The organism is Rahnella sp. BIGb0236 (assembly GCF_004364755.1).
Lineage (GTDB): Bacteria > Pseudomonadota > Gammaproteobacteria > Enterobacterales > Enterobacteriaceae > Rahnella > Rahnella victoriana.
This window is the reverse complement of record NZ_SOAO01000009.1, coordinates 59,364-82,540: the sequence shown is the minus strand read 5'-3', so window position 1 is coordinate 82,540 and position 23,177 is coordinate 59,364. Positions and strand designations below refer to the sequence as shown.

Below are 23,177 nucleotides of genomic sequence, written 5' to 3'. Positions count from 1 at the left end.
AGCTGAATGTCTACTTTCTTTATTAACCGCCCCATATTCGCCTGGGTTGTCGCCATCGTCATCATGATCGCCGGTGCGCTGTCGATCATGAAACTGCCGATCAACCAGTACCCGAATATCGCGCCTCCGGCGATTTCCGTCAGCGTGACTTATCCCGGTGCCTCCGCAGAAACCGCGCAGAACACCGTCGTTCAGGTGATTGAACAGCAACTGAACGGGCTGGATAACCTGCGCTATATCGAATCGCAAAGTAACAGCGACGGCAGCGCCACCATTATTGCCACCTTCGATCAGGGCACTAACCCGGATATCGCGCAGGTTCAGGTCCAGAACAAAGTGTCGCTGGCCGAATCGCAGTTACCGACCGAAGTGGTCAATCAGGGGATCCGAATTGCCAAATATCAGGCCAACTTTATGTTGCTGGTCAGCCTGATTTCCACTGATGGCAAAATGAGTAACTCGGATCTGAGTAACCTGCTGGTCACCAAACTGGAAGACCCGATCGTGCGTACCAAAGGCGTCGGTGACTTCCTGGTGCTCGGTTCAGAATACGCGATGCGTATCTGGCTCGATCCGGCAAAACTGTACAAATATCAGCTGATCCCAAGTGACGTCAGCGCGGCGATTGAAGCGCAAAACGTGCAGGTGTCGTCCGGTTCACTCGGCGGACTGCCGACGGTCAAAGACAGCAAACTCAGCGCCACCATCATCGGTAAAACCCGTTTCGACAGCATTAATCAGTTCAAAAATGTGCTGCTGAAAGTGAACGCCGACGGCTCGCAGGTGCGTCTCAGCGATGTCGGCAACGTGGATCTGGGGCCGGAAAGTTATTCCATCTCCTCCACCTTTAACGGCAGACCGTCCACCGCTATCGCCCTGCGTCTGGCGAGCGGCGCGAACGTGCTGGATACCGATAAAGCCGTGAAAGCCACCGTCGCCGGGCTGGAAGATTCCCTGCCAGCAGGCGTGAAAGTTGAGTTCCCGTATCAGACCGCACCGGTGGTCAGTGCGTCGATTGAAGAAGTGGTGAAAACGCTGATCGAAGCCATCGTGCTGGTGTTCTGCGTGATGTTGCTGTTCCTGCAAAACCTGCGTGCGACGCTGGTTACCACGCTGGTGGTGCCGGTGGTTCTGCTCGGTACTTTCGGCATTCTGGCGGCTGCGGGGTATTCCATTAACACCCTGACCATGTTCGGGATGGTGCTGGCCATCGGCCTGCTGGTGGATGACGCCATCGTGGTGGTGGAAAACGTCGAACGCGTGATGACGGAAGATAAGCTGCCGCCGAAAGAAGCCACCATAAAATCGATGAAACAGATCCAGGGCGCACTGTTTGGTATCGCGCTGGTGCTGTCTGCGGTACTGGTGCCGATGGCCTTCTTCGGCGGCTCGACCGGCATCATCTACCGTCAGTTCTCGATCACTATCGTGTCTGCGATGGCGCTCTCCGTGCTGATGGCGCTGATTTTCACCCCAGCGCTGTGTGCCACCATTATCCGGCACAACGACGAGGAAAAATCGCAGAAAGGCTTTGCGGGCTGGTTTAACCGTAACTTCGACAAAGGCGCGATGCGCTACACCCGCGCCGTCGGCACGGTGATCTCCCGCCGCCGTCTGTTTATGGGCATCTACCTGCTGATCGTGATCGGCACCGGCTTTATGTTCACCCGCGTGCCGACCACCTTCCTGCCGGATGAAGATCAGGGCGTGATGCTGGTTCAGGCCACCCTGCCCGCCAACGCCTCAGCGGAACGTACCCAGCAGGTGCTGGATAACGTGCGTGAATACCTGATGACGCAGGAAGGCGGCATTGTTTCCTCGGTGTTCACCGCCAACGGTTTCAGCTTCGCCGGTCGCGGTCAGAACGTCGGGATTGCCTTCGTGCAGCTGAAAACCTGGGCGAAACGTCCGGACGCCGCGCAGAAAGTTCAGGCGCTGGCCGGTCGTGCGATGGCGCATTTCGCCACCATCAAAGACGCCCGCGTGTTTGCTTTCGTGCCGCCAGCGGTAATGGAACTGGGTAACGCCACCGGTTTCGACTTCTTCCTGCAGGACACCAACGGCAAGGGGCATGAGGCGCTGATGGCCGCGCGTAACCAGTTCCTGCAACTGGCGTCGCAGGACAAACGTCTGACCGCCGTGCGCCCGAACGGCATGGAAGATGAGCCGCAATATCAGCTCGAAATCGACGATGAACGCGCGCAGGCGCTGGGCCTGAGCCTCGACGACATCAACAACACCTTGTCGGCGGCCTGGGGTTCGGCGTATGTGAACCAGTTCATGTACAACAACCGCGTGAAGCGCGTTTACATCCAGGGCAAGGCGGCATCCCGCGTCACGCCTGAAGATCTGAACAACTGGTATTTCCGTAATTCCAGCGGCGACATGGTGCCGTGGAGCGCCTTCGGCAGCGGCAAATGGGTCTACGGCTCACCGCGCTACGAGCGTTTCAACGGCGTGTCATCCGTCGAACTGATGGGCGCACCGGCACCGGGTTACAGCTCGGGTGACGCCAACGACGCAGTGATGGAAATCGCGGCCAAACTGCCACCGGGTTACAAAGTGGCATGGCACGGCCTGAGCTATGAAGAAAAACTTTCCGGCTCACAGACGCCAGCGCTTTACAGCCTGTCGATTATCGTGGTGTTCCTGTGTCTGGCGGCGCTGTACGAGAGCTGGTCGATTCCGTTCTCCGTCCTGCTGGTGGTGCCACTGGGGATCTTAGGCACCATCGGCGCCGTGCTGCTGCGCGGGCTGTCGAATGACGTCTTCTTCCAGGTCGGCCTGTTAACCACCGTCGGGCTGGCGGCGAAGAACGCCATATTGATTGTCGAGTTCGCCAAAGAGCTGCATGAGAATGAAGGCATGTCGGTGACGGAAGCGGCGATCGAAGCGGCCAAGTTGCGTATCCGGCCGATCATCATGACTTCGATGGCCTTCATCCTCGGCGTATTCCCGCTGACGATTTCCAGCGGCGCGGGCGCGGGCAGCCAGCACTCCATCGGTACCGCCGTGGTTGGCGGGATGATTACGGCGACCTTCCTGGCGATCTTCTTCGTCCCGATGTTCTACGTGACGATTGTGAATTTGTTTACCCGCAAATCGAAAAAACAAGAGAAGGCGCTTCCGGCGTCTGAGGCAACACACCATGAATAAACCGCATTTCGCGCTGTCACTTATCGGCGCGTTTTCACTCAACCTGCTGGCGGGCTGTACGATGGAGCCGGATTATCAGCGCCCTGCGCTGCCGGTCGCCAGCAACTGGGACGGTGCCAAAACCGGCGCTGCGCAGGATATCGGCTGGAAGGCGTTCTTCAATGAACCGGCGATGAACCAGCTGATTGGCATGTCTCTCGGGAACAACCGCGACCTTCGGGTCGCGGCGTTAAACGTCGATACTGCCCGCGCAGCCTTCCAGATTGACCGCGCCGCCCTGCTGCCGACGCTCGACGCCAGCGCCGGTGAAACCAACCAGCATCTGCCGGGCGGACTGTATTCGACACAAAGCACCGGGCCGGTGACCTATCAGCAATACAGCGCCAATCTCGGCGTGACGTCCTATGAAGTGGATCTGTTTGGCCGCGTGCGCAGCCTGCGTGATCAGGGGCTGGAAACCTTCCTGGCGACAGAGGCGACGCAGCGCGCGACGCAAATCTCGCTGGTGTCTGAAGTGGCTTCCGGCTACCTGAGCCTGGCGGCGGATAACGATCTGCTGAAACTGGCGATCAGCACCGCCGACAGCCAGAACAAATCCTACGAACTGACCAAACGCAGCTACGATTCCGGCATCAGCACCTCGCAGGATCTGGTGCAGGCCGAAACCACGGTACGCGCGGCACAGGCCGATATCGCCCAGTACACGCGTCAGGTTCGTCAGGATGTGAACGCGCTGACGCTGCTGGTCGGCACCACCATTCCGCCGCGTCTGCTGGCGGATGCCACCCTGCAACAGAACTGGAAATTCCCGCAGACACCGGCCGGATTACCCTCTGACCTGCTGACCCGTCGTCCGGACATTATTGCCGCGGAACATACGCTGAAAGCGGCTAACGCCAATATCGGCGCGGCGCGTGCGGCGTTCTTCCCGAGCATTACGCTGACCGGCACCGCCGGTTCCGAAAGCGGCAGCCTGAGTAAACTGTTCGACGGCGGCACCGGCGCGTGGTCATTTATGCCATCCATTAACATCCCGATCTTCGACGGCGGCGTGAATCAGGCCAATCTCGACATCGCAAAAGACACTAAGAAAATTGATATAGCCAATTATGAGAAAGCGATTCAGACGGCGTTCAAAGAAGTGTCCGACGGCTTAGCCGGTCAGGCTACCTACAAAGACGAACTGCTGGCCCGCCAGCAGGACGCCGACGCCAACCAGCGCAACTACGATCTCTCGCAGATGCGCTTCAAAGGCGGAGTCGACAACTACCTGAGCGTACTGGTCGCGCAACGCTCCCTCTATTCTGCTCAGCAAACGCTGATCACCACCCAGCTTGCCCAACTGAATCAGGACATCAGTTTGTATAAAGCATTAGGGGGCGGCTGGAAGGAGTGATTTTTGAGTAAATGGAAACGCCGACGGAAGTCGGCGTTTTTCGCATCCTTTTTAAATCTTGTCTGATAAACAATCCTTAGCACATATCACCATCCCAGATCGTGCTTCAACTCCTCAATCGTTGCGACACTTTCAACACCAATTCCATTTTCCATATCACGAATGGCCTGAAGTGTTTTTGCATTAGGCTGCAACAAATCGACGGGTAGCTCAGCATTCACAGCCAACCTATTTACAACCATTCGAATGATTGTCGAAAGATCCAACCCCATTGCCTTTGCGTTTGCCATTGCAGCAGCCTTTGACGCTGAAGTTACTCGAGCTCTGACAACAGTGTCAGTCATAAAACCTCCGGATCAATTTTGTCGTGTAGCTACATTGTAGCCCTCATGTAGCCACTGAACAAAATGTATTCACTTACAGAGCAGTGTGCAGAATATAGATTACTGTTTTATCAGCAACTCTGTACTTTCATCGCTGCGGCAAAGCTTCCAAAAAAAGCTCATTGTCACTCAGGATTTAGCTGAATTCCGAATGACTTTCACCACCAACTCTCCCCGCGCATCAAAATAACGGCTCGGCCAGATCACGCTCGGATGCACATTCAGCGCCTGCGCAATCACCTTCTCCCCTTTCGGCCATGACCGCGACAGCGCATTCGATAGCGTCGAAGAACTCAATCCCGCACTACGCGATACCGCAGCCAGCGTTGTGCCTCGTTTACGCAATGCCGCAATGATGTCTGCCTGATGCCAGTCGGTGTAATTTTGTGCTTTGTTCATGGAGGCTCCTTTCCTTTTAGTGGTTAGTTTTCATACTTAACAAAACCATTATCCTGTTTTGGGATATTTGAGTAAAGCGTTGATATTCGTTTTTGGGATTTTTTATGACGAGTATTTTCGATGGCATCAATCTATGATCGTGATTATCAGGAAGTGATTGGTTTATTGAAGAAAGCCAGGCTGGAAAAAGGGATCACGCAGATCGAACTGGCTAAGACGTTGGGAAAACCGCAGTCATTTATCGCTAAGTTTGAAAACGGCGAAAGGCGTCTTGATGTGGTTGAGTTTGTCAGGATTGCGCGGCTGCTGGGCCTTGAACCTAAAAGCGTGCTGGAACAGATTTTCAAAGGATAACGATATGATTATGTATATTTAAAATATTCTATTTCGACTTCAAGAATCTATAAAAATGTTAATGTGAAAAATATCTTTATGAAAGGTCAATGGAAATGTCTAATAAAGAACATCTTAATATAATAAGAAAGGCAATCGATAACAACAAATTATGTATTTTTGTTGGCGCAGGTGCTTCATTAGATTCAAACCTTCCTTCTTGGAAAAGTTTAATCGATTCTTTGAAGGGAAACCTTAGTACTTCAAATATAGACAGTTATCTAAAAGTTGCTGAGCATTATTATATAGAATATGGCAGAAATGCATATTTTAGCAAAATCAGTGACTTTTTTCCGTCTAACTCAGAACCCAACATTTTACATCAAAAAATACTTGAATTAAAACCCCAACATATTATTACAACTAACTGGGATGATTTATTAGAAAAAGAAATATCAAAACAAAACGAATTTTTCTTTCCAGTTGCTACAGATTATGAATTAGCATCTTCACCATCAGCAAAACTTTTGATAAAAATGCATGGCGATATTAAACACAGAAATATTGTGTTCAGAGAATCTGACTATTTGTCCTTTTCTGATAACTTCCCTCTTATTGAAAACTTTGTAAAAAGCCTTTTTTCCACTTATGTGGTTTTATTTGTCGGGTATAGTATCAGTGATTATAACTTAAATTTAATTTTAAGTTGGATTAGAAATAGAACACAAGATGCCCCGCCTGCCTTTAGCATTATTACCAGCAATATATTATCTCTAGCTGAGCAAAACTATCTCACAAGCAAAGGAGTTTATCCTTTATTTGTGAATGACAACCAACAGAAATCGACAGAACAAAAGGAATTAGTATCACCTATAACATCTTCAATTGCTAATTTACTTTCAGATATATCCAGCCCTAAAAATAATAAATACGATTATGAAAGCCTTGTTCAAGAGATTACTTTAGACATATCTAGCTGGAATATAATTTACCCTCCTATGCTAGTAAAATTAATCAGAGACAAATTAGATTCAAATATAATAAATCAAATATATATTGATACTTCATCTGAATGCATCATCTATGATTTTGAAAGTGGAAGCAGTATAGACACTCGTTCTAGTTATAGAAGATTTAGGAAATATGTTAAAGAAATCCTCGAAAAAACACCAATCTCTGGATTTAAAATAATCAAGAGAAAATACAAGCTTTCAAGAAGGCAATTTTACGGAACAATAATTATAAATAAATTTAAAGTTCCCTTCGAAGATGAATATTCAAAGTTTGATTATAATCTAATATCAAACAGAATAAACGAAACACAACTTGCAACGCAAAATAATCTTGATGAAATATTCCAAGCAGCTTTTGATAGTTACTTTCTAAAGAGGCCGACTATTGGAAGAGAAATTTTTTCCACCTTGACATCTACATATTTCTCAAGATCACAATTTATAAAATCTATCGTTTCATCTTATAATAAAACAAACTGTTATTCAGGAACAATACCCTTTGAAGAGAGCATGAAAATTTGGGAAACAAGTATGTCGGATAACCTATCTAAAAACGATAACATTTCTGAACTAATAAATAAATTCCCTACCAGTGCATTAAGAAAACAAAAATCATTATATCAAGGTTTGGATTTTAACGACACTTTTTATCTAAGCGCCTATAAAAGAATTTCTGAAAAATGCAATGAATTAAATGAACTATTGTTATTTAAAAGAACAAATAAGTATCACTATGGACTTGAATCTCTCGATAATGAGATTAATTGGATTGCTTTATTTACCGTCAAAAACAGAATTGCAGTATTATATAATAATAAATTTACTGATATAGCAAAACAGACATTCAACACCCATGTTAAATATCAACATGAATGCCATGGTGAGATTCGCCTTAATCTATTATTGTGTTTCCTTGCAGTAACAGGCATATCTAATAATACATTAAGAGATTATCTTGAGCTAGTTATTGTAGATAACACATCGATATTAATTGATGATAAAACCTTTGAGTACTTACTTACCATTTTAAGAAATTGTGCTAACTATGTTGACAACAGGGGCGAACACACCCTAAACCAATATATAATGGAAATTGCATCAAAAATATTAGTAATACTTTCACTTTGTAACTTGGGCACGGATAAAACCAAACTCATCATGTCTGAGTTAATATCTATTTTTGAAGTCACGTTTGCAAAATGGTATATCATTTCAGAATACATTAATGATTATTTAATAAACCAACATAATAGATACAATACTATCTTCGATACTAATCAACTCATTTACATGATTGAAGAGTTAACTGATAAATTGATACCACCCTCGCCACAAAGTAACTCTAGAAATGGAAGTTTATTTAATTCCTTGATGTTCATATTAAATAAATATGATGGCAAAAATAAAAAAATCATCAAGGATAATAAAAAAATTGAAAAATTCATATTAACAATATCAACATTACCTCTGGATGAGAGAATATCTTTACTTCATTCATCTGCATTTATTATTTACATGCTTTCAACAGGAAAGCTTAAATCAACGCTAAAAAGAACAATGTTAGCATCCTACAAAGAAACTGAAAAGGATAGTGAGAATAAACTTAGTCATGTCATTTTTGGTTTAAACCTTATGGCATATAAAATTATCACTAAAAATGATATATTTCCAACAATGGTAAAACTATCTCTTTTGGCAGAGGAAGCAATCAGAACAAATATGACTAGTTCACAATACTATACAATCAAAGCACAACTTGAACAAAAAGATAATGATTTCAAGAGCGAATATAAAGAATTAATAAATACAGTTAATAAACTTGCAATAAAGTTGGGTTAAGAAAAAGTAATCAATTAGTATAAAAATATCTTATGCAGATATCTTGAAAAGCAGCACACTTCAGATTAGCCCGGATAACTCCGGGCTATGAACGAGAATTTTCGACTGGGTCTAAGGGGATTTTCGAGCCTCGTTTGCTTTGATCTCTTCGACCCAAGCTTCCATTATCCAAAGGCAAGTGGCGGCTTGTGGTCCTGCATCTAATAATGAAAGGCGGATGCGGTGATATATCGCCATGTCGCTATTCGTTATTTTATCAAATGGCGGAACGCAGGCTATATCCGTTCCTTGCTGGTGCTTGTAATGATGCTTATCGAGAATTGACATCACTTTTAGCGCTTCTTTTGCGTTCGCATCAAGCGCGTAATAGAGCGCGCCAGCAAGTTGATTGGACTGTTGTAGATTCACTACAGGCGCTAAATCCGGGACTAACCTTAGCCATTCATCGTCACCAGTGGAGATGTTATTAATCGTTTTTCCCCTGTATTCTGCTCAGCAAACGCTGATCACCACACAACTTGCCCAACTGAATCAGGACATCAGTTTGTATAAAGCACTGGGTGGTGGCTGGAAGGAATGATTTGAGTGAATGGAAACGCCGGCGGAAGTCGGCGTTTTTGTTTTCAAGCCGGAGACGCCTTATTCCCCCATTACAACGTTTTAATACCCTTTTTTGCATCTTTCCCCCTAAACACCTACACTCTATCCCTACAGTAAAGACACTTTTTTGTCGCTTTTGCGTAGAGATAAAATGACAAAACTTGAAGCCATTCGAAAACTGCAAGCACTGAGTCGTCAGGGACGGACGGTTTTTCTGCTTCGGGATCTGCAAAAGATCTTTCCTGAGGACTCCCCGGTTGCGTTAAAAGCCGGGCTCAAGCGCCTGATCGATGAAGAAATTTTATGCAGGCCGGTTAAGGGTGTTTACGCCAATATTTTCTCCCCTAAAGACAGTTACCTTCTTGAGCGCGTGGTGAAAGCAATGCGGCGCGGAGAGTACAACTACGTCAGTCTGGAATCTGCACTATCGGCATATGGCATCATTTCGCAGATACCGGTCGACCGACTGACCGTCATGACGACCGGACGCGGAGGGGAATACCCGACGCCCTGGGGCACTATCGAACTGACGCATACTCACCGCACCATTCTGGATATTCTCGATGCAACCGTCGAAACGCAATCACCACTGAAACAGGCGACACCCGCCACGGCAATCAGGGATTTACGCCGTGTTGGCAGGAATACTCATCTGATGGAACTTAAGGAAGAATAATGAGTGAGAAGGTCGATTTTGATTTACTGGTAAACAGAGCACTACAGAACACAGAACTCGCAGCGATGCGGCCAGTGGTAGAAAAGGAATTGCTGCACTACGACGTCCTTTTTTGTCTGGATAAAGCCGGTCTGCTGGATGGGTTGGTTTTTCAGGGCGGAACTTCACTACGGCTTTGCTACAACTCAAACAGGTTCAGCGAAGATTTGGATTTTGCCGGAGGCAAAACTTTCTGTTCGGCGCAATTAATGGCAATGAAATCCTGCATCGAGGAATATATCGGGGCGCGTTACGGCTTTGCTATCAATGTGAAAGCCCCTGAAGAACTGCGTCTGATACCGGATTACGATCAAATCAATATCGATCGCTGGCAAATCACTATCGAGACTTCCCCCCAACAATCCCACATTGCCAGACAGCGGATCAAAATTGAAATCGCCAACATTGAGGCTTATACCCGTAATACCCTGCCACTCGGGCGTAATTATTTTGTCTTACCCGACGGCTATAACGACACGCTGATTTATGTCGAAACGCTCGAAGAAGTTCTGGCCGACAAACTGGTCGCGTTTCCCGCTACTCAGACGCATATCCGGTATCGGGATATGTGGGATTTAGTGTGGCTCTATCAGCAAGGTGCACGAATAAACGGATCGCTGCTGCTCAATAAAATAGCCGACTATCGTGTAGAGAATTACGCCGACAAAACCCGTGATAAACTGAAGTCATTGGACGAAATCATGCGAAATGGTGTCTTCCACAATGAAATGAGGCGTTTTATCCCTGCAGATATCTTCGAACGAACGCTGAAATCACAAAAATTTAATGGTTATTTTTTGACGACGCTGAGCAGTATTCTGAAAGAAGCACTCAGTAATCTAGAGGTTCGGAACGAACAGGACACTGATGCATTTTTGATGTAATCGTTCTCTTATGCAGACGTCTAACGAGATAATGTACCTAACATCCGCCCGGATGCCTCCGGGCTATGAACGAGAATTTTCGACTGGGTCTATGAGGATTTTCGAGCCTCGTTTGCTTTGATCTCTTCGACCCAAGCTTCCATTATCCAAAGGCAAGTCGCAGCTTGTGGTCCTGCATCTAATAATGAAAGGCGGATGCGGTTATATATCGCCATGCCGCTATTCGTTATTTTATCAAATGGCGGAACGCAGGCTATATCCGTTCCTTGCTGGTGCTTGTAATGATGCTTATCGAGAATTGACATCACTGTTAGCGCTTCTTTTGCGTTCGCATCGAGCGCGTAATAGAGAGCACCTGAAAGTTGATTGGATTGTTGCAGATTCACGACAGGCGCTAAATCCGGGACTAACAATAGCCATTCATCGTCACCCTTAGAGATTTTTTTAATCGCCTCAGCCCAGTCTTCTGCTGTTATTTTAGATGAAAAACTGTTGCTTCCATATTTATGAATACTTGCTCTTATATCCTTCGGTGTAGCAGAAGCAAAAGCCATTATTGGAACGAGAAGAAGTAGGGGAAAAATTTTCATCTCACCACCTCTAGTACTTCTGAGGTTCCTCTTATTAAACGGCGGGTAGGATTGCTCATAATGATACAACCTGTCGAAGCAAACCCTGCCGGGCCTTCTCTTCTCTCACCGTGTATGCGACTAAGCTTCTGCCATGTACATCAACCGATCCTCTGATGTTCGCGCCACCAACGTCTTTAAGCCACAAATATGCCGGGATTGCCATTCTGCTAAATTCCTTTTTAAAAAGTGAGGCAATACGTTATGCCTGTATTTTTTCACGAACCATCGGGGAATCTTTAAAAATGGAATTTTCAGAGATTTATTACTACTGAACAAGCCACATTGCTGACGCTCAATAGTCTCGAATAATATCTGTCAATAAATTCCACTAAATCGTAACGACTGGTATTTCCCCGAGAGAAAATGAAGTGGGGGAAAAGCCCCACTGTGTTTATTTTAATAAGGCGAAGCGTCTAGGTGCACAATAACTTTATAACCTCCGTTATTGAATGAAGATATATCCCCTCGAACGCGAAGATATAGATGATCATTGTTGGCCGTGGCCGTGGCCTTGCTGTCAGATGTGACCATGAATGCCCTTTGGTCATCAATGTGAGCCATAAAATCAGCCTCACTTTTCGTCGCATCATACAAATAATAGTGGTATGAAAATGACGTCATTGCTCCGGCGCTGGCCTGGGTTATATATAAGGTGACCAGGTTATTCACTTTAACCGTCTTATACACCTCCTGCTCTACCGGAAATTTGAGAAAGTGAATGCCCCATGCGATTAACATAAACGCAAAAAGTACAGGCACCAAAACATAGCGTTTTTTAAAACCCCGTTCTTTTTGCATAATCGATACCACACTTTATCCAGAACTGATCTTTTGAGTCGTCACCGTAGGGCGATGTGCCGTGCCAGTTGCCATCTTCTAACTTTGCATTTCCCGAACGAGATTGCGCCCAACCCGCCGCACGTAACAATACAGGCTCCGTTATTCCAGCTGCGGTACCCACCGCACCGTAGTGGAAATTTCCAAAGTTCTCATACTGCCTCCCTGCGCGCGTTTTATAATCCCAAGGCCCATGTAGTCTGACTTGCTGATAAAACCATTGGTACGTGAGTGCTGATGGACCGTGATGAAATCTCGAGAGCATCATATTATTAATGATGTTTACGCCGGGTGGCGAAAATGAGGATACATCATAGGGCGGATGAGGCGAGACCGCTAATGTAGGGTATCTCATACTTAAGCTCTATCTTTCCAACTATCGGAAAACATCAAATTACCGTCGCAGTGCTTCCAGGTGATTTTTTCATAACGCATTTCAATGCATTCAAGGTGGTTATGCTTTTCTTTCGTTGGATCTTTGGTGTCATGCATAACAGGTGATACGCCTACGATTTTTACGTCCTCAAGCAGAATGTTGAAATACTCAACTTCTTGCCCCGCATCATTGATGTGATACCACTTAAATTCTGCTGATTTTAGTGTTTGTCCGGTAGCCACGGCCTTGTAGAGATAGGGGGATGAATAATCGAAATCTTTCTGAAGCAGAACGGCTGAATGTTTGCGAGTACCGGTAATAACCCCTGTCATCCCATCAGTTGGAAGGCTCAGGTTATGGGAGAATCCATTTACCTCAATACTACCTTCACGGTCTTTCACGTCGACAGAGCCTTTAATCAGTGCACCGCCATCGTCTTTTAGCCATAAGTATGCTGGTATAGCCATTTTTCATAAACCCATTTTAAAAAGAGAGGCTTTACGTTATGCCTCTGTGTCTTGGCATACCACTAGTTAAGTTGGGAAAACGAAATTTTCAGAAGTTTATTACTAAAAATCGGTCACTTTTTTTGGTTGCCAATATTGAAGTTTTTTAATCTGCCTTGAGTAAATCGATTCACGCTAATTGAAACGAATTAATCAAAACAATAATTTCTCGCGTCAATATAAAAACACAGAAAATAATTAATCACTATCATTATTAAAAGTCATTAAAAAATAACTTTGCAATCATTACCTTGCAGAGTAGTTTGTTTATCACATTCCAATAGGTGATTTAAAAAACTAGTCCTGATTACTTATGGCTTAAAAATGACGATATCGCCTATATCAAGTATTTCTTTGATATGAAAGAAGGTAAGGGATTATTAAGCACTCAGCTCATAGAGTTCTGCTCAACGTAAAATGCTTTCGGAACTTTACAGGTATATTAAATAGCTCCCTTGAAATGCGTGCTTATTTGGGTGAAAGTTCGACTTTAGTAGATATGCTTTTAATTGTTGTGATCACAACGTTTTGCGCATATCGGAAACAAGCGACCTGATGTCATTTATCCCCGTCAATTTTATTGCTATGTCTAAAGTGATTGAGGCCACTTACGATGAATGGCAGCATTCGCACTGAAATAAATGATGTTCTCTACACCAAAGACAGTTTTACGTGTCCTTAGTGCAGAGATAATTCAAACTCTTCTATTTACCCACATCCCCGTTCCATCCCCCGCCCAGTGCGGCGATCAGCTTGACGCTGGTGACCATCTGGGTGCTGAGCAGTGACAGGACGCTTTGCTGTTGCGTCAGGCTGGTATTTTCGGTCGTGGCGACGTCGAGATAGTCGATCATCCCGGCCTGATATTGGTTGTTGGTCACGCGGGCGGATTCTTTGGCGGAATCGGCGGCGTTCTGGCGGGCGACCAGTTCGCTGTCCAGCGTGTGCAGTTCGACCAGATAATCTTCCACTTCCTGCATCGCGGTTAACACGCTCTGGCGATAGCTGGCGACATCGGCGTCATACGCGGCTTCGGCTTGTGCCACTTTGCCACGGGTGGAACCGAAATCCAGTACCGTCTGGCTGAGTTCCGGGCCTAAAGACCAGACGCGGTTGGGCAGCGAGAACAGGTTGTGGAAGGCCGAACTGGCGAAACCGCCACTGGCGCTCAGGGTCAGATCCGGATAATACGCGGCGGTCGCCACACCGACGGCGGCGTTGGAGGAGGCCATGGTGCGTTCGGCAGCCGCGATATCAGGACGGCGCTGCAACAGCTGTGACGGAATGGCATCCGGCATTGGCGGCAGGTTCAGTTTCACGTCGCGTGCCGCAAGGCTGAACTGGGCGGGTGGTTTGCCGATCAGCACGGCGATGGCGTGCTCAAGCTGGGCGCGCTGCCATTGCAGATCCAGCGCCGAGGCTTTGGTGCTTTCCAGCTGCGTCTGCGCCTGCGCCAGTGTGGCACGAGAGGTGTTGCCACCTTCATACTGGTTCTGGATCACGGTCAGATAACGCTGGTAGGCATCAATACTTTGTTTATAGAGCGCGATTTGCTGATCCATCACCCGCAGCTGGAAATAATCCTGCGCCAGTTCGGCCTGCGCGCTGAGCGTCGCATCAGCCAGATCGGCCTTGCTGGCCTGCGCGCTGGCATCCTGCTCTTCTGCCGTACGGCGCAGTTTGCCCCACAAATCCAGCTCCCAGCTGGCACTCAGTTGTGCGGACTGGCTGTTGCTGGTGGAGGCGGATGTGCCGCTGCGCGTGCTGCCGACGGTGGCATCGACGGAAGGATACAGGTCGGAACGCGCCTGTGTGACCAGTGCCTGCGCCTGTCGGTATTGCGCGGCATATTGCGCGACGTTCTGGTTGGAAATCTGCACCTGCGTCAGCAGCGATGACAACTCAGGATCCTGATACACCGCCCACCAGTCGCCTTTGGCCTGATTATCTTTCGGGATGGCGGCGGTCCAGCCTTTGGCTTCTTTAAATGCCGTCGGCATCGCCACGTCCGGTCGTTTGTAATCAGGGCCGACAGCACAGGCGCTGACCAGTAACGCCAGCGCCAGCGGGGCAAGACGGAACACCATAGAACGTGTTTTTTGCAGAGTCATCAGATTCGCTTCAGGGTAATGAGTTTCAGTGTGATCAGTCATGTGTACGGGCCTCCGGCGGCGGCGTGTGAGGACGCAGTCGCTGCCACAGACGGTGCGTCGCGCGGCTGGTGCGATCCATATACAGGTAAACCACCGGCGTGGTGAATAACGTCAGGATCTGGCTCAGCGCCAGACCACCGGCAATCGCCAGCCCCAGCGGGCTGCGCAGATCCGCGTCACCGCCGCTGCCCATCGCCAGCGGCAAGGCACCGAAGAACGCCGCCAGCGTCGTCATCAGGATCGGACGGAAACGCATCAGGCAGGCCTGCGTGATCGCCTGTTGTGGCGTCAGGCCGAGCCGCCGTTCGGCGTCGAGCGCGAAGTCGATCATCATGATCGCATTCTTTTTCACGATGCCGATCAGCAGCAGGATCCCGATCAGTGCGATCACCGTCAGTTGCGTTCCCGTGACCAGCATCAGCAACAGCGCGCCAAGCCCGGCAGACGGCAGCGTGGAAAGAATGGTCAGCGGGTGAATATAACTTTCATACAGCACGCCGAGCACGATATACACCGCCGCCAGCGCGGCCAGGATCAGCCAGGGCATGGAGCTGGCCAGCGCTTCAAATGCCTGCGCCGTACCGGCATAACTGCCATGAACGGTATCCGGTAAACCGATTTGCGCCATGGCCGTTTTCAGCGCCGCCTGCGCATCTTCCAGCGCATAACCGTCGGCGAGGTTGAAGGCAATCGTGGTGGTCGCCGTCTGTCCCTGATGGGAAACCGACAGCGGTGCATTCGCCCCGCTGAAAGTGGCAAACGCCGACAACGGCACCTGATTACCGGCATCCGTCACCACATACAGCTGATGCAGCACATCCGGATTACTGGTGTAGTCGGATGTCAGGTTCATCACCACGTGATACTGGTTCAGCGTTTTGTAAATCGTGGCAACCTGCCGCTGGCTGAAGGCGTTATTGAGCAGCGTGTCGATCATCTTCACGTTCACGCCGAGCTGCGTGGCGCGATCCCGGTCGATATTGAGCATGATCTCCTGCCCGCCGGTCTGCGCATCGGAATCCACGCCGGTCAGTTGCGGCAGTTTCGCCAGGGCTTTCTGCACTTTCGGCGCCCATTCACGCAGCACGGAAAGATCGTCAGATTGCAGGCTGTACTGATACTGCGCGTTGGCGCTGCGCCCGCCGATATGCAGATCCTGCGCGGCCATCAGGAACAGCTGCGCGCCCGGCTCTTTGCCGGTGGCCATCATCAGGCGGTTAGCCACCTGATTGGCGGTCGTGGTGCGTTTATCAAAATCTTTCAGACGCACGAAGAAAGTGGCGGTGTTACGTGAACCAAAACCGCCGCTGCCCGCTGAACTCATGACGGCTTCCACCGCCGGATCATCCTGAATGATCTTGCTGTATTTCAGCACCTGCGGCTGGATCGACTGGAACGAGGTGTTCTGATCCGCACGCAACATGCCCATCAGCATGCCGGTGTCCTGATCGGGGAAGAAGCCTTTTTCCACCACGGTATACAGATAGAAATTGAGCAGGATGGTCAGGAACAAACCGACCAGCGTGATCAGCTGATGACGCATCACCCAGCCGAGCGCCGCAGAATACGCCGCCAGCAGTTTATTCAGCCCGCGTTCGATCATGCGGTAAATGCGTGGCTGACGTTTTTCCACCGGCGGTTTGCGTTTGAGGAAGCGCGCGCACAGCATCGGCGTCAGACTCAGCGACACCAGCATTGAGATGATCAGCGAGACGCTGAGCGTGACCGCAAATTCGCGGAACAGACGCCCGACGATGCTGCCCATCAGCAAGATCGGAATGAACACCGCGATCAGCGAGAGCGTCATCGACAGCACGGTGAAGCTGACTTCCTGCGCGCCTTTCAGCGCCGCCCGCACCGGCCCCATTCCCTCCTCGATATGCCGCGTAATATTTTCCAGCACCACAATGGCGTCATCGACCACAAAGCCGGTGGAGATGATCAGCGCCATCAGCGACAGGTTATCCAGACTGTAGCCGAGCAGATACATCACCGCGCAGGTGCCGATCAGCGAAACCGGCAGCGCCACCGCAGGGATCAGCACCGCATTCCAGTTGCGCAGGAAGACAAACACCACCGCGATCACCAGCAGCGTGGCTTCCAGCAGGGTCATTTCGGTATCCCGCAGGGAAGCCGACACGTTCGGCGAGCGGTCCAGCGCCAGATTAAGCTGCACGTCGCCGGGCAGGCTTTCTTTCATCAGCGGCAGCGCGGCCTTGATCGCCTCGATGGTTTCCAGCATGTTCGCGCCAGCCTGACGCGTCACACCAATCATTACCGACGGCGTGCTGTTGTAATAACCGACGTTGTATTTGTCTTCGACCGAATCGTACACATTGGCGATGTCGCTGAGGCGGATGGCCGAGCCGTTGATGTAGGTGACGATCAGCGTTTTGTACTGCGCGGCAGTACTTTGCTGGCCGTTGCCTTCAATCATCCACGACTGATCCGACCCTTGCAGCAGGCCCTTCGGCAGATTACTGGTGCTGTCGGCAATAGCGGTGCGAATGGTGTCGAGGGAAATTCCGTAAGAGGTGATCGCTTCCGGACGCAAATCAATGCGCACGCCCGGCAGCGCGGAACCGACCAGCGAAACCTGGCCGACGCCGTTGACCTGCGCGATTTTCTGTTGCAGCTGGCTCGAGGCGATATCGTACAGCTCGCCTTTACTGCGCGTGGCAGAGGTCAGCGCCAGCATGATGATCGGCGCATCCGACGGGTTGGCTTTACGATAGGTCGGCAGCGACGGCATGCTGCTCGGCAGCAAGGCGCGGGAGGCGTTGATCGCCGCCTGTACGTCGCGCGCCGCGCCGTTGATGTCGCGATCCAGATCGAACTGCAAAATGACGCTGGTCGAACTTTGCGAGCTGCGCGAGGTCATTTCCGTCACCCCGGCGATTTGCCCGAGCGCCCTTTCCAGCGGCGTCGCTACCGTTGCCGCCATGGTTTCAGGACTGGCACCGGGCAGACTGGCGCTGACCAGAATGGTCGGGAAATCCACCTGCGGCAGCGGTGCCACCGGCAGCAGGCGATACCCGAGCAAACCGAGCAGGAGTATCGCCATCGTCAGCAGCAAAGTCGCCACCGGACGAAAGATGAAGAAACGCGAAATGTTCATTTATTCCGCCTGCTTCGCTGCGCGGCGATGACGCGGATTCAGACGGTGAGAAAGCCGGTCAAACATCAGGTAAATCACCGGCGTGGAGAACAGCGTCAGGATCTGACTGAAGATCAGACCGCCGACGATCACCAGCCCCAGCGGCTGACGCAGTTCCGCGCCGGATCCGCTCGCCAGCATCAGCGGCAGTGCGCCGAGCAGCGCCGCCATGGTGGTCATCATGATCGGACGGAAACGCAGTAGACACGCCTGATGGATCGCCTCACGCGGCGAGAGACCCTGCTTGTTTTCCGCATCCAGCGCAAAGTCGATCATCATAATGGCGTTCTTTTTCACGATGCCGATCAGCAGGATCACCCCGATCAGGGCGATCAGGCTGAACTCGGTACCGGCGAAGATCAGCGACAGCAACGCGCCCACCGCCGCTGACGGCAGCGTGGACAGAATGGTCACCGGATGAATAAAGCTTTCGTACAGAATACCGAGCACCACATACATGGTCAGCAGCGCGGCGAGGATCAGCCACAGCGTGTTGCCGGTCGCACTCTCAAACGACGCCGCCGCGCCCTGATAGCGCAAAGTAATACTGTCCGGCATGGCGATATCGGCCACGGTATCTTTAATGGCCTGCTGCGCCTGTTCCAGCGAGTAATCGTCTTTAAGATTAAACGACACGGTCACCGCCGGGAACTGGTTCAGGCGCGCCTGCAACAGAGCGCCGGTACGCATGTGGATTTTGGCGATCGACGTCAGTTTGATCATGCCGTTGGTCGCACCCGAATTCGTGGTCGGGTTACCGCTGTCCGATGTGGTGGACGTGGTCGTCGTGGTGGTCGCTGCCGTGCCGCTGGTCGAGGTGCTGTTGTTGGTCGCCAGATAGACATCGTCAAACGAAGCCGGTGACTGCTGGAACTGCGGCGCCACTTCCAGCACCACGCGGTACTGGTTCGCCTGGGTAAAGATGGTGGAAACCAGACGCTGACCGAAGGCGTTATACAGCGCGGTATCGACGTCAGAAGCGGTAATGCCGTAACGCGCTGCGGCGTCCCGATCCAGCTCCACATACGCGATCTGCCCCTGATTTTGCAGGTTGCTGACCAGGTCGCTGAACTCCGGCAAGGCACTGAGTTTTTCAATCAGTTTCGGCGTCCATTCCACCAGATTTTCGCTGTCGGAATCATCCAGCGTGAACTGGTACTGGCTCGGCGTCACCTGATCGTCCACGGTCAGATCCTGCGAAGCCTGCATGTAAAGTGCAATACCCGGTACGCCGGCGGTTTCCTGCTTCAGACGTTCAATGATCGCCGGGGCACGTTCGCTGCGCTCATCAAACGATTTCAGGCTGATCTGCAAACGCCCGCTGTTCAGGCTGGTGTTATTGCCGTCCACACCGATGGTAGACGACACGCTTTCCACATCAGGATCGTTGAGAATAGCGGCGGTCAGTAACTGCTGACGGCGCCCCATTTCGCTGAAGGATACGTCCTGTGACGCCTGGGTGATCCCCTGGATCATCCCGGTATCCTGCGACGGGAAGAAGCCTTTCGGTACAATCACATACAGCAACGCGGTAAATACCAGAGTGGCGGCGGCGACCAGCAGAGTGAGCTTCTGGTGATTGAGCACCACGATCAGCATGCGGTCGTAACCGGCGATCATTTTGTCGAAGAACTCGCCGCCTTTGCGGTAAAACTTGCTCTGTTTTTCTTCCGGCGTATGGCGCAGTAAATAGGCGCACAGCATCGGGGTGAGCGTCAGCGACACCACCATCGACACCAGTATCGACACCGCCAGCGTAATGGCGAATTCACGGAACAGACGCCCGACCACATCGCCCATAAACAGCAGCGGGATCAGCACCGCAATCAGCGAGAACGTCAGGGAAATAATGGTGAAACCGATTTGCTGCGAGCCTTTCAGCGCCGCCTGCATCGGCGTTTCGCCTTCCTCCAGCCTTCGCGAAATATTCTCGACCACCACGATGGCGTCATCGATAACAAAACCGGTGGCGATAGTCAGCGCCATCAGCGAGAGGTTGTTAAGACTGAAACCGCACAGGTACATCACGCCAAAGGTGCCGACCAGCGAGAGCGGCACCGCAACGCTCGGGATCAGGGTCGCGGCGACATTGCGCAGGAACAGGAAGGTGACCATCACCACCAGCGCGACAGACAGCAACAGTTCGAACTGCACGTCGCTGATCGAGGCGCGAATGGTTTGCGTACGGTCTGACACCACGCTGACCTTCACCGACTCCGGCAGGGCTTCCTGCAATTTCGGCAACTGCGCTTTGATGGCATCCACCACCTGAATCACGTTCGCGCCCGGCTGACGCTGCACGCTGATAATGATCGCCGGTTGCTTGTTCGCCCACGCGGAAAGGTACTGGTTTTCCGGCGCTTCGGAGAGCGTCGCCACATCCCGCAGACGCAGTGCCGCACCGTTTTCATAATTGACGATCAGGTTGCCGTATTCATCCGCGGTACGCAGCTGATCATTGGCATCAATGGTGATCGAATGGTTCGGGCCGTCAAAGCCGCCTTTGGAGCCGTTGACGTTGCTGTTACCGATCAGCGTGTTGATGGTTTCCAGACTGAGGTTATGCGCCGCCAGCTTACGCGGATCCACCTGCACACGGATGGCAGGCTGATGGCCGCCCGCCAGTGTCACCATACCGACGCCGGAAATCTGCGACAGTTTCAGCGCCACGCGGGTATTCACCAGATCCTGCACTTTGGTCAGCGGCAACGATTCAGACGTTGCCGCCAGCGTCAGCACGGCGGCATCCGCCGGGTTCACTTTTTTGTAGGTCGGCGGGTTCGGCAGATCGCTTGGCAGCAGGCTGTCAGCAGCGTTAATTGCCGCCTGCACTTCCTGCTCGGCGACGTCGAGGGACAAATCCAGCGAGAATTTCAGCGTGATAATGGATGAACCGCTGGCGCTGGTGGAATACATCTGGCTCAGACCGGCCATCTGACCGAGCTGACGCTCAAGCGGGGCGGTGATCCCTGATGCCATCACATCCGGGCTGGCACCCGGATACAGCGTGGTCACCTGAATGGTCGGATAATCCACCTGCGGCAGCGCCGAGGTCGACAGCATGTTGTAGGCGAAAATCCCCGACAGCAGCACGGCGACCATCAGCAGAATGGTCGCGACCGGCCGGAGTATAAAGAGGCGTGAAGGATTCATTTAGACCCGCTGTCTTTACCGGCTGTGTTTTTGTCTGCATCAGGTGCCGTTTTGTCCGCGCCGGTGGTGGCTTTATCCACACCGCCGCTTTGCTCGCGGGCTTTAGACGAACCGTCTGCCGCCGCAGCCTCACCGGCGTTTGGCGTGACAATCTCGACTTTGGTGCCGTTGTTCAGGCGGTCAATACCGGTGGTCACCACCTGCTCGCCCGGCTTCACGCCGGAGAGGATCGCCACCTGATTGTCGCCAAAGTCCGGCCCGGATTTCACGCTGCGGCGTTCAATGGTGTTGTCGGCTTTCACCACATACACGAAGTCGCCGTCGCTGCTCAGCTGCAATGCCGCCGCCGGGATCACCGTCGCATCTTTCAGCGTCGCGACCTGTAAGCGGGCATTCACAAACTGGTTCGGATAGAGTTTTTCATCGGCATTATCGAACAGCGCCTTCAGCTTGATGCTGCCGGTACTGGTATCAATTTCGTTACTGATAAATTGCAGTTTGCCCTGCCCGAGCACGTCGCTTCCCGTCTGATCAAAAGCCGTGGTCGGCAACTGATTGCCGCCGCGCAGGGCTTTGAGCAGGGTTTGTAAGTTGCTTTGCGGCACGCTGAACGTCACGGCAATCGGCTGCGTCTGGGTGATGGTGACGATACCGGTGGTGGAACTGCTGGTCACCATGTTGCCCGGATCGACAAGACGTAACCCCACATGCCCGCTGACCGGCGCGGTAATTTTCGCGAACTCAAGATTCAGTTTGGCGGCGGCGATTTGGGCCTGATCGGCTTTCACCGCACCGGCGTACTGACCGGCGGTCGCAATCTGGCTTTCCAGATCCTGACGCGCGAGGGAATCCTGCGCATACAATTTGCGGTAACGCGCCAGCGTCAGCTCGGCACTTCTCGACAGCGCCTGATTCTGCGCTAAATCGCCCTGATATTGTTCCAGCGTGGCCTGATAGCTGCGCGGATCAATCTGCGCCAGCAACTGGCCCTGCTCCACTTTCTGCCCTTCGGTGAAATACACTTTCATCAGCTGGCCGTCGACCCGGCTGGTCACCGTCACCGTGGCGTTCGCCACCACCGTGCCCAGCGCACGCAGATAAACCGGCACATCGGCCTGCGTGGCTTTTCCGGCCTGCACCGGCGTTGCCATTCCTGCCATCATCTGGCCGCGCACCGCGCGCATACCGCTACGGCCCGGTTTTTTATGGGCAGAGGGATCAGAGGCACTTTGATGGAAAGCAAAAAACCAGACCAGGATCGCAGCAACGATAATGGCAACGATAACCCACACGAAGGTGCGCTTTTTGGAACGAGACGAGGCAATCGGCAGCATAAATTTCTTGGTTTCGCAGTATTAATGAGGAGAAAACAGCTGAAAAATGACCTTCAACCAGAGATTTTCAATATCAGTCAAAAAACCATTATCCCTGAAAAGCCCCTGTGGCTGTTTTTAGGACAACGTAAAGATTTCGTTAGCAATTAAGAATTTCTATTTCATTCAGCAGGATGAATTATACCCGCTAATTTATCCCTTCATGGCCTGTCATGTTAAGAACTAAATGAGAATGAATATTGAAGAAGGGGGCAGAAAATTATCAGGAAGTGTCAAGCTATGCCGGAATTTTGTCAGGAAAACGCAGACTT

18 protein-coding genes are annotated in these 23,177 nt (G+C 50.9%); 7 read left to right on the top strand and 11 right to left on the bottom strand.

Going from position 1 to position 23,177, the window contains the following annotated elements:
• Nucleotides 1-6: 6 nt before the first annotated feature.
• Together EDF78_RS17635 and EDF78_RS17630 are read left to right on the top strand one after the other, a co-directional pair.
• The gene (locus tag EDF78_RS17635) at nt 7-3,156 is read left to right on the top strand and encodes an efflux RND transporter permease subunit (RefSeq protein WP_119822871.1); all 3,150 of its coding nucleotides are present in this window, start codon (nt 7-9) and stop codon (nt 3,154-3,156) included.
• Complete coding sequence (locus EDF78_RS17630; RefSeq protein WP_133823584.1) at nt 3,149-4,552, top strand: efflux transporter outer membrane subunit; 1,404 nt, start codon at nt 3,149-3,151, stop codon at nt 4,550-4,552. The genes EDF78_RS17635 and EDF78_RS17630 overlap by 8 nt, the downstream gene beginning before the upstream one ends.
• 86 nt (nt 4,553-4,638) lie before the next feature.
• Here the strand turns inward: EDF78_RS17630 and EDF78_RS17625 are convergent, their stop codons facing one another.
• Both EDF78_RS17625 and EDF78_RS17620 read right to left on the bottom strand, forming a co-directional pair.
• Entirely contained in the window at nt 4,639-4,896 is a 258-nt protein-coding gene (locus EDF78_RS17625; protein ID WP_013574135.1) for a type II toxin-antitoxin system RelB/DinJ family antitoxin, read from the bottom strand.
• Between the two features lie 168 nt (nt 4,897-5,064).
• On the bottom strand, nt 5,065-5,334 hold the full coding sequence (locus EDF78_RS17620) for a helix-turn-helix transcriptional regulator (protein ID WP_133823583.1): 270 nt from the start codon (nt 5,332-5,334) through the stop codon (nt 5,065-5,067).
• A 120-nt stretch (nt 5,335-5,454) separates the two neighbouring features.
• Between EDF78_RS17620 and EDF78_RS17615 the strand changes: the two genes are divergently transcribed.
• On the top strand, nt 5,455-5,688 hold the full coding sequence (locus tag EDF78_RS17615; protein ID WP_133823582.1) for a helix-turn-helix transcriptional regulator: 234 nt from the start codon (nt 5,455-5,457) through the stop codon (nt 5,686-5,688).
• Nucleotides 5,689-5,783: 95 nt separating this feature from the next.
• A complete protein-coding gene (locus tag EDF78_RS17610) occupies nt 5,784-8,519 on the top strand; it encodes an SIR2 family protein (RefSeq protein ID WP_166654469.1) in 2,736 nt (911 codons plus the stop codon).
• A gap of 111 nt (nt 8,520-8,630) precedes the next feature.
• Here the strand turns inward: EDF78_RS17610 and EDF78_RS17605 are convergent, their stop codons facing one another.
• A complete protein-coding gene (locus EDF78_RS17605) occupies nt 8,631-8,927 on the bottom strand; it encodes a hypothetical protein (RefSeq protein WP_133823580.1) in 297 nt (98 codons plus the stop codon).
• A gap of 343 nt (nt 8,928-9,270) precedes the next feature.
• On the opposite strand from EDF78_RS17605, the gene EDF78_RS17600 reads away from it, so the two are divergent.
• Both EDF78_RS17600 and EDF78_RS17595 read left to right on the top strand, forming a co-directional pair.
• Nucleotides 9,271-9,795: a hypothetical protein gene (locus tag EDF78_RS17600; protein WP_133823579.1), complete on the top strand. Its 525-nt coding sequence runs from the start codon at nt 9,271-9,273 to the stop codon at nt 9,793-9,795.
• Entirely contained in the window at nt 9,795-10,718 is a 924-nt protein-coding gene (locus EDF78_RS17595) for a nucleotidyl transferase AbiEii/AbiGii toxin family protein (RefSeq protein ID WP_133823578.1), read from the top strand. Before EDF78_RS17600 ends, EDF78_RS17595 begins: the two co-directional genes overlap by 1 nt.
• 89 nt (nt 10,719-10,807) lie before the next feature.
• Here EDF78_RS17595 and EDF78_RS17590 read toward each other — a convergent pair whose 3' ends face one another.
• From EDF78_RS17590 to EDF78_RS17550, 8 genes are all read right to left on the bottom strand, one after another.
• On the bottom strand, nt 10,808-11,308 hold the full coding sequence (locus EDF78_RS17590; protein ID WP_133823577.1) for a hypothetical protein: 501 nt from the start codon (nt 11,306-11,308) through the stop codon (nt 10,808-10,810).
• Nucleotides 11,309-11,746: 438 nt separating this feature from the next.
• A complete protein-coding gene (locus tag EDF78_RS17580) occupies nt 11,747-12,148 on the bottom strand; it encodes a hypothetical protein (RefSeq protein ID WP_133823576.1) in 402 nt (133 codons plus the stop codon).
• On the bottom strand, nt 12,126-12,452 hold the full coding sequence (locus EDF78_RS17575; protein ID WP_243839465.1) for a polymorphic toxin type 44 domain-containing protein: 327 nt from the start codon (nt 12,450-12,452) through the stop codon (nt 12,126-12,128). The genes EDF78_RS17580 and EDF78_RS17575 overlap by 23 nt, the downstream gene beginning before the upstream one ends.
• A 92-nt stretch (nt 12,453-12,544) precedes the next feature.
• Nucleotides 12,545-13,030, bottom strand: coding sequence for an Hcp family type VI secretion system effector (locus EDF78_RS17570; protein ID WP_133823574.1), 486 nt, complete (start codon nt 13,028-13,030; stop codon nt 12,545-12,547).
• Between the two features lie 743 nt (nt 13,031-13,773).
• Nucleotides 13,774-15,222: an efflux transporter outer membrane subunit gene (locus tag EDF78_RS17565; protein ID WP_131694172.1), complete on the bottom strand. Its 1,449-nt coding sequence runs from the start codon at nt 15,220-15,222 to the stop codon at nt 13,774-13,776.
• Nucleotides 15,215-18,340 (bottom strand): efflux RND transporter permease subunit, encoded by a 3,126-nt coding sequence (locus tag EDF78_RS17560; protein WP_133823573.1) that lies wholly within the window; start codon nt 18,338-18,340, stop codon nt 15,215-15,217. Before EDF78_RS17560 ends, EDF78_RS17565 begins: the two co-directional genes overlap by 8 nt.
• Complete coding sequence (locus EDF78_RS17555; RefSeq protein ID WP_133823572.1) at nt 18,341-21,532, bottom strand: efflux RND transporter permease subunit; 3,192 nt, start codon at nt 21,530-21,532, stop codon at nt 18,341-18,343. It lies immediately after the preceding gene.
• Nucleotides 21,529-22,866 carry an MdtA/MuxA family multidrug efflux RND transporter periplasmic adaptor subunit gene (locus EDF78_RS17550; protein ID WP_133823571.1) on the bottom strand — a complete coding sequence of 446 codons (1,338 nt, stop codon included), beginning with the start codon at nt 22,864-22,866 and terminating at the stop codon, nt 21,529-21,531. The genes EDF78_RS17555 and EDF78_RS17550 overlap by 4 nt, the downstream gene beginning before the upstream one ends.
• Between EDF78_RS17550 and EDF78_RS25615 the strand changes: the two genes are divergently transcribed.
• Complete coding sequence (locus EDF78_RS25615; protein ID WP_162928526.1) at nt 22,765-23,016, top strand: hypothetical protein; 252 nt, start codon at nt 22,765-22,767, stop codon at nt 23,014-23,016. The two genes, EDF78_RS17550 and EDF78_RS25615, sit on opposite strands and share 102 nt — an antisense overlap.
• Nucleotides 23,017-23,177: the final 161 nt, after the last annotated feature.

Bases quoted from the DNA above. Each gene is read 5' to 3' on its own strand.
- EDF78_RS17635 (WP_119822871.1), top strand. From the start codon at position 7: ATGTCTACTTTCTTTATTAACCGCCCCATATTCGCCTGGGTTGTCGCC.
- EDF78_RS17630 (WP_133823584.1), top strand. From the start codon at position 3,149: ATGAATAAACCGCATTTCGCGCTGTCACTTATCGGCGCGTTTTCACTC.
- EDF78_RS17625 (WP_013574135.1), bottom strand. From the start codon at position 4,896: ATGACTGACACTGTTGTCAGAGCTCGAGTAACTTCAGCGTCAAAGGCT.
- EDF78_RS17620 (WP_133823583.1), bottom strand. From the start codon at position 5,334: ATGAACAAAGCACAAAATTACACCGACTGGCATCAGGCAGACATCATT.
- EDF78_RS17615 (WP_133823582.1), top strand. From the start codon at position 5,455: ATGGCATCAATCTATGATCGTGATTATCAGGAAGTGATTGGTTTATTG.
- EDF78_RS17610 (WP_166654469.1), top strand. From the start codon at position 5,784: ATGTCTAATAAAGAACATCTTAATATAATAAGAAAGGCAATCGATAAC.
- EDF78_RS17600 (WP_133823579.1), top strand. From the start codon at position 9,271: ATGACAAAACTTGAAGCCATTCGAAAACTGCAAGCACTGAGTCGTCAG.
- EDF78_RS17595 (WP_133823578.1), top strand. From the start codon at position 9,795: ATGAGTGAGAAGGTCGATTTTGATTTACTGGTAAACAGAGCACTACAG.
- EDF78_RS17590 (WP_133823577.1), bottom strand. From the start codon at position 11,308: ATGAAAATTTTTCCCCTACTTCTTCTCGTTCCAATAATGGCTTTTGCT.
- EDF78_RS17580 (WP_133823576.1), bottom strand. From the start codon at position 12,148: ATGCAAAAAGAACGGGGTTTTAAAAAACGCTATGTTTTGGTGCCTGTA.
- EDF78_RS17575 (WP_243839465.1), bottom strand. From the start codon at position 12,452: ATGCTCTCGAGATTTCATCACGGTCCATCAGCACTCACGTACCAATGG.
- EDF78_RS17570 (WP_133823574.1), bottom strand. From the start codon at position 13,030: ATGGCTATACCAGCATACTTATGGCTAAAAGACGATGGCGGTGCACTG.
- EDF78_RS17565 (WP_131694172.1), bottom strand. From the start codon at position 15,222: ATGACTGATCACACTGAAACTCATTACCCTGAAGCGAATCTGATGACT.
- EDF78_RS17560 (WP_133823573.1), bottom strand. From the start codon at position 18,340: ATGAACATTTCGCGTTTCTTCATCTTTCGTCCGGTGGCGACTTTGCTG.
- EDF78_RS17555 (WP_133823572.1), bottom strand. From the start codon at position 21,532: ATGAATCCTTCACGCCTCTTTATACTCCGGCCGGTCGCGACCATTCTG.
- EDF78_RS25615 (WP_162928526.1), top strand. From the start codon at position 22,765: ATGGAAAGCAAAAAACCAGACCAGGATCGCAGCAACGATAATGGCAAC.
- EDF78_RS17550 (WP_133823571.1), bottom strand. From the start codon at position 22,866: ATGCTGCCGATTGCCTCGTCTCGTTCCAAAAAGCGCACCTTCGTGTGG.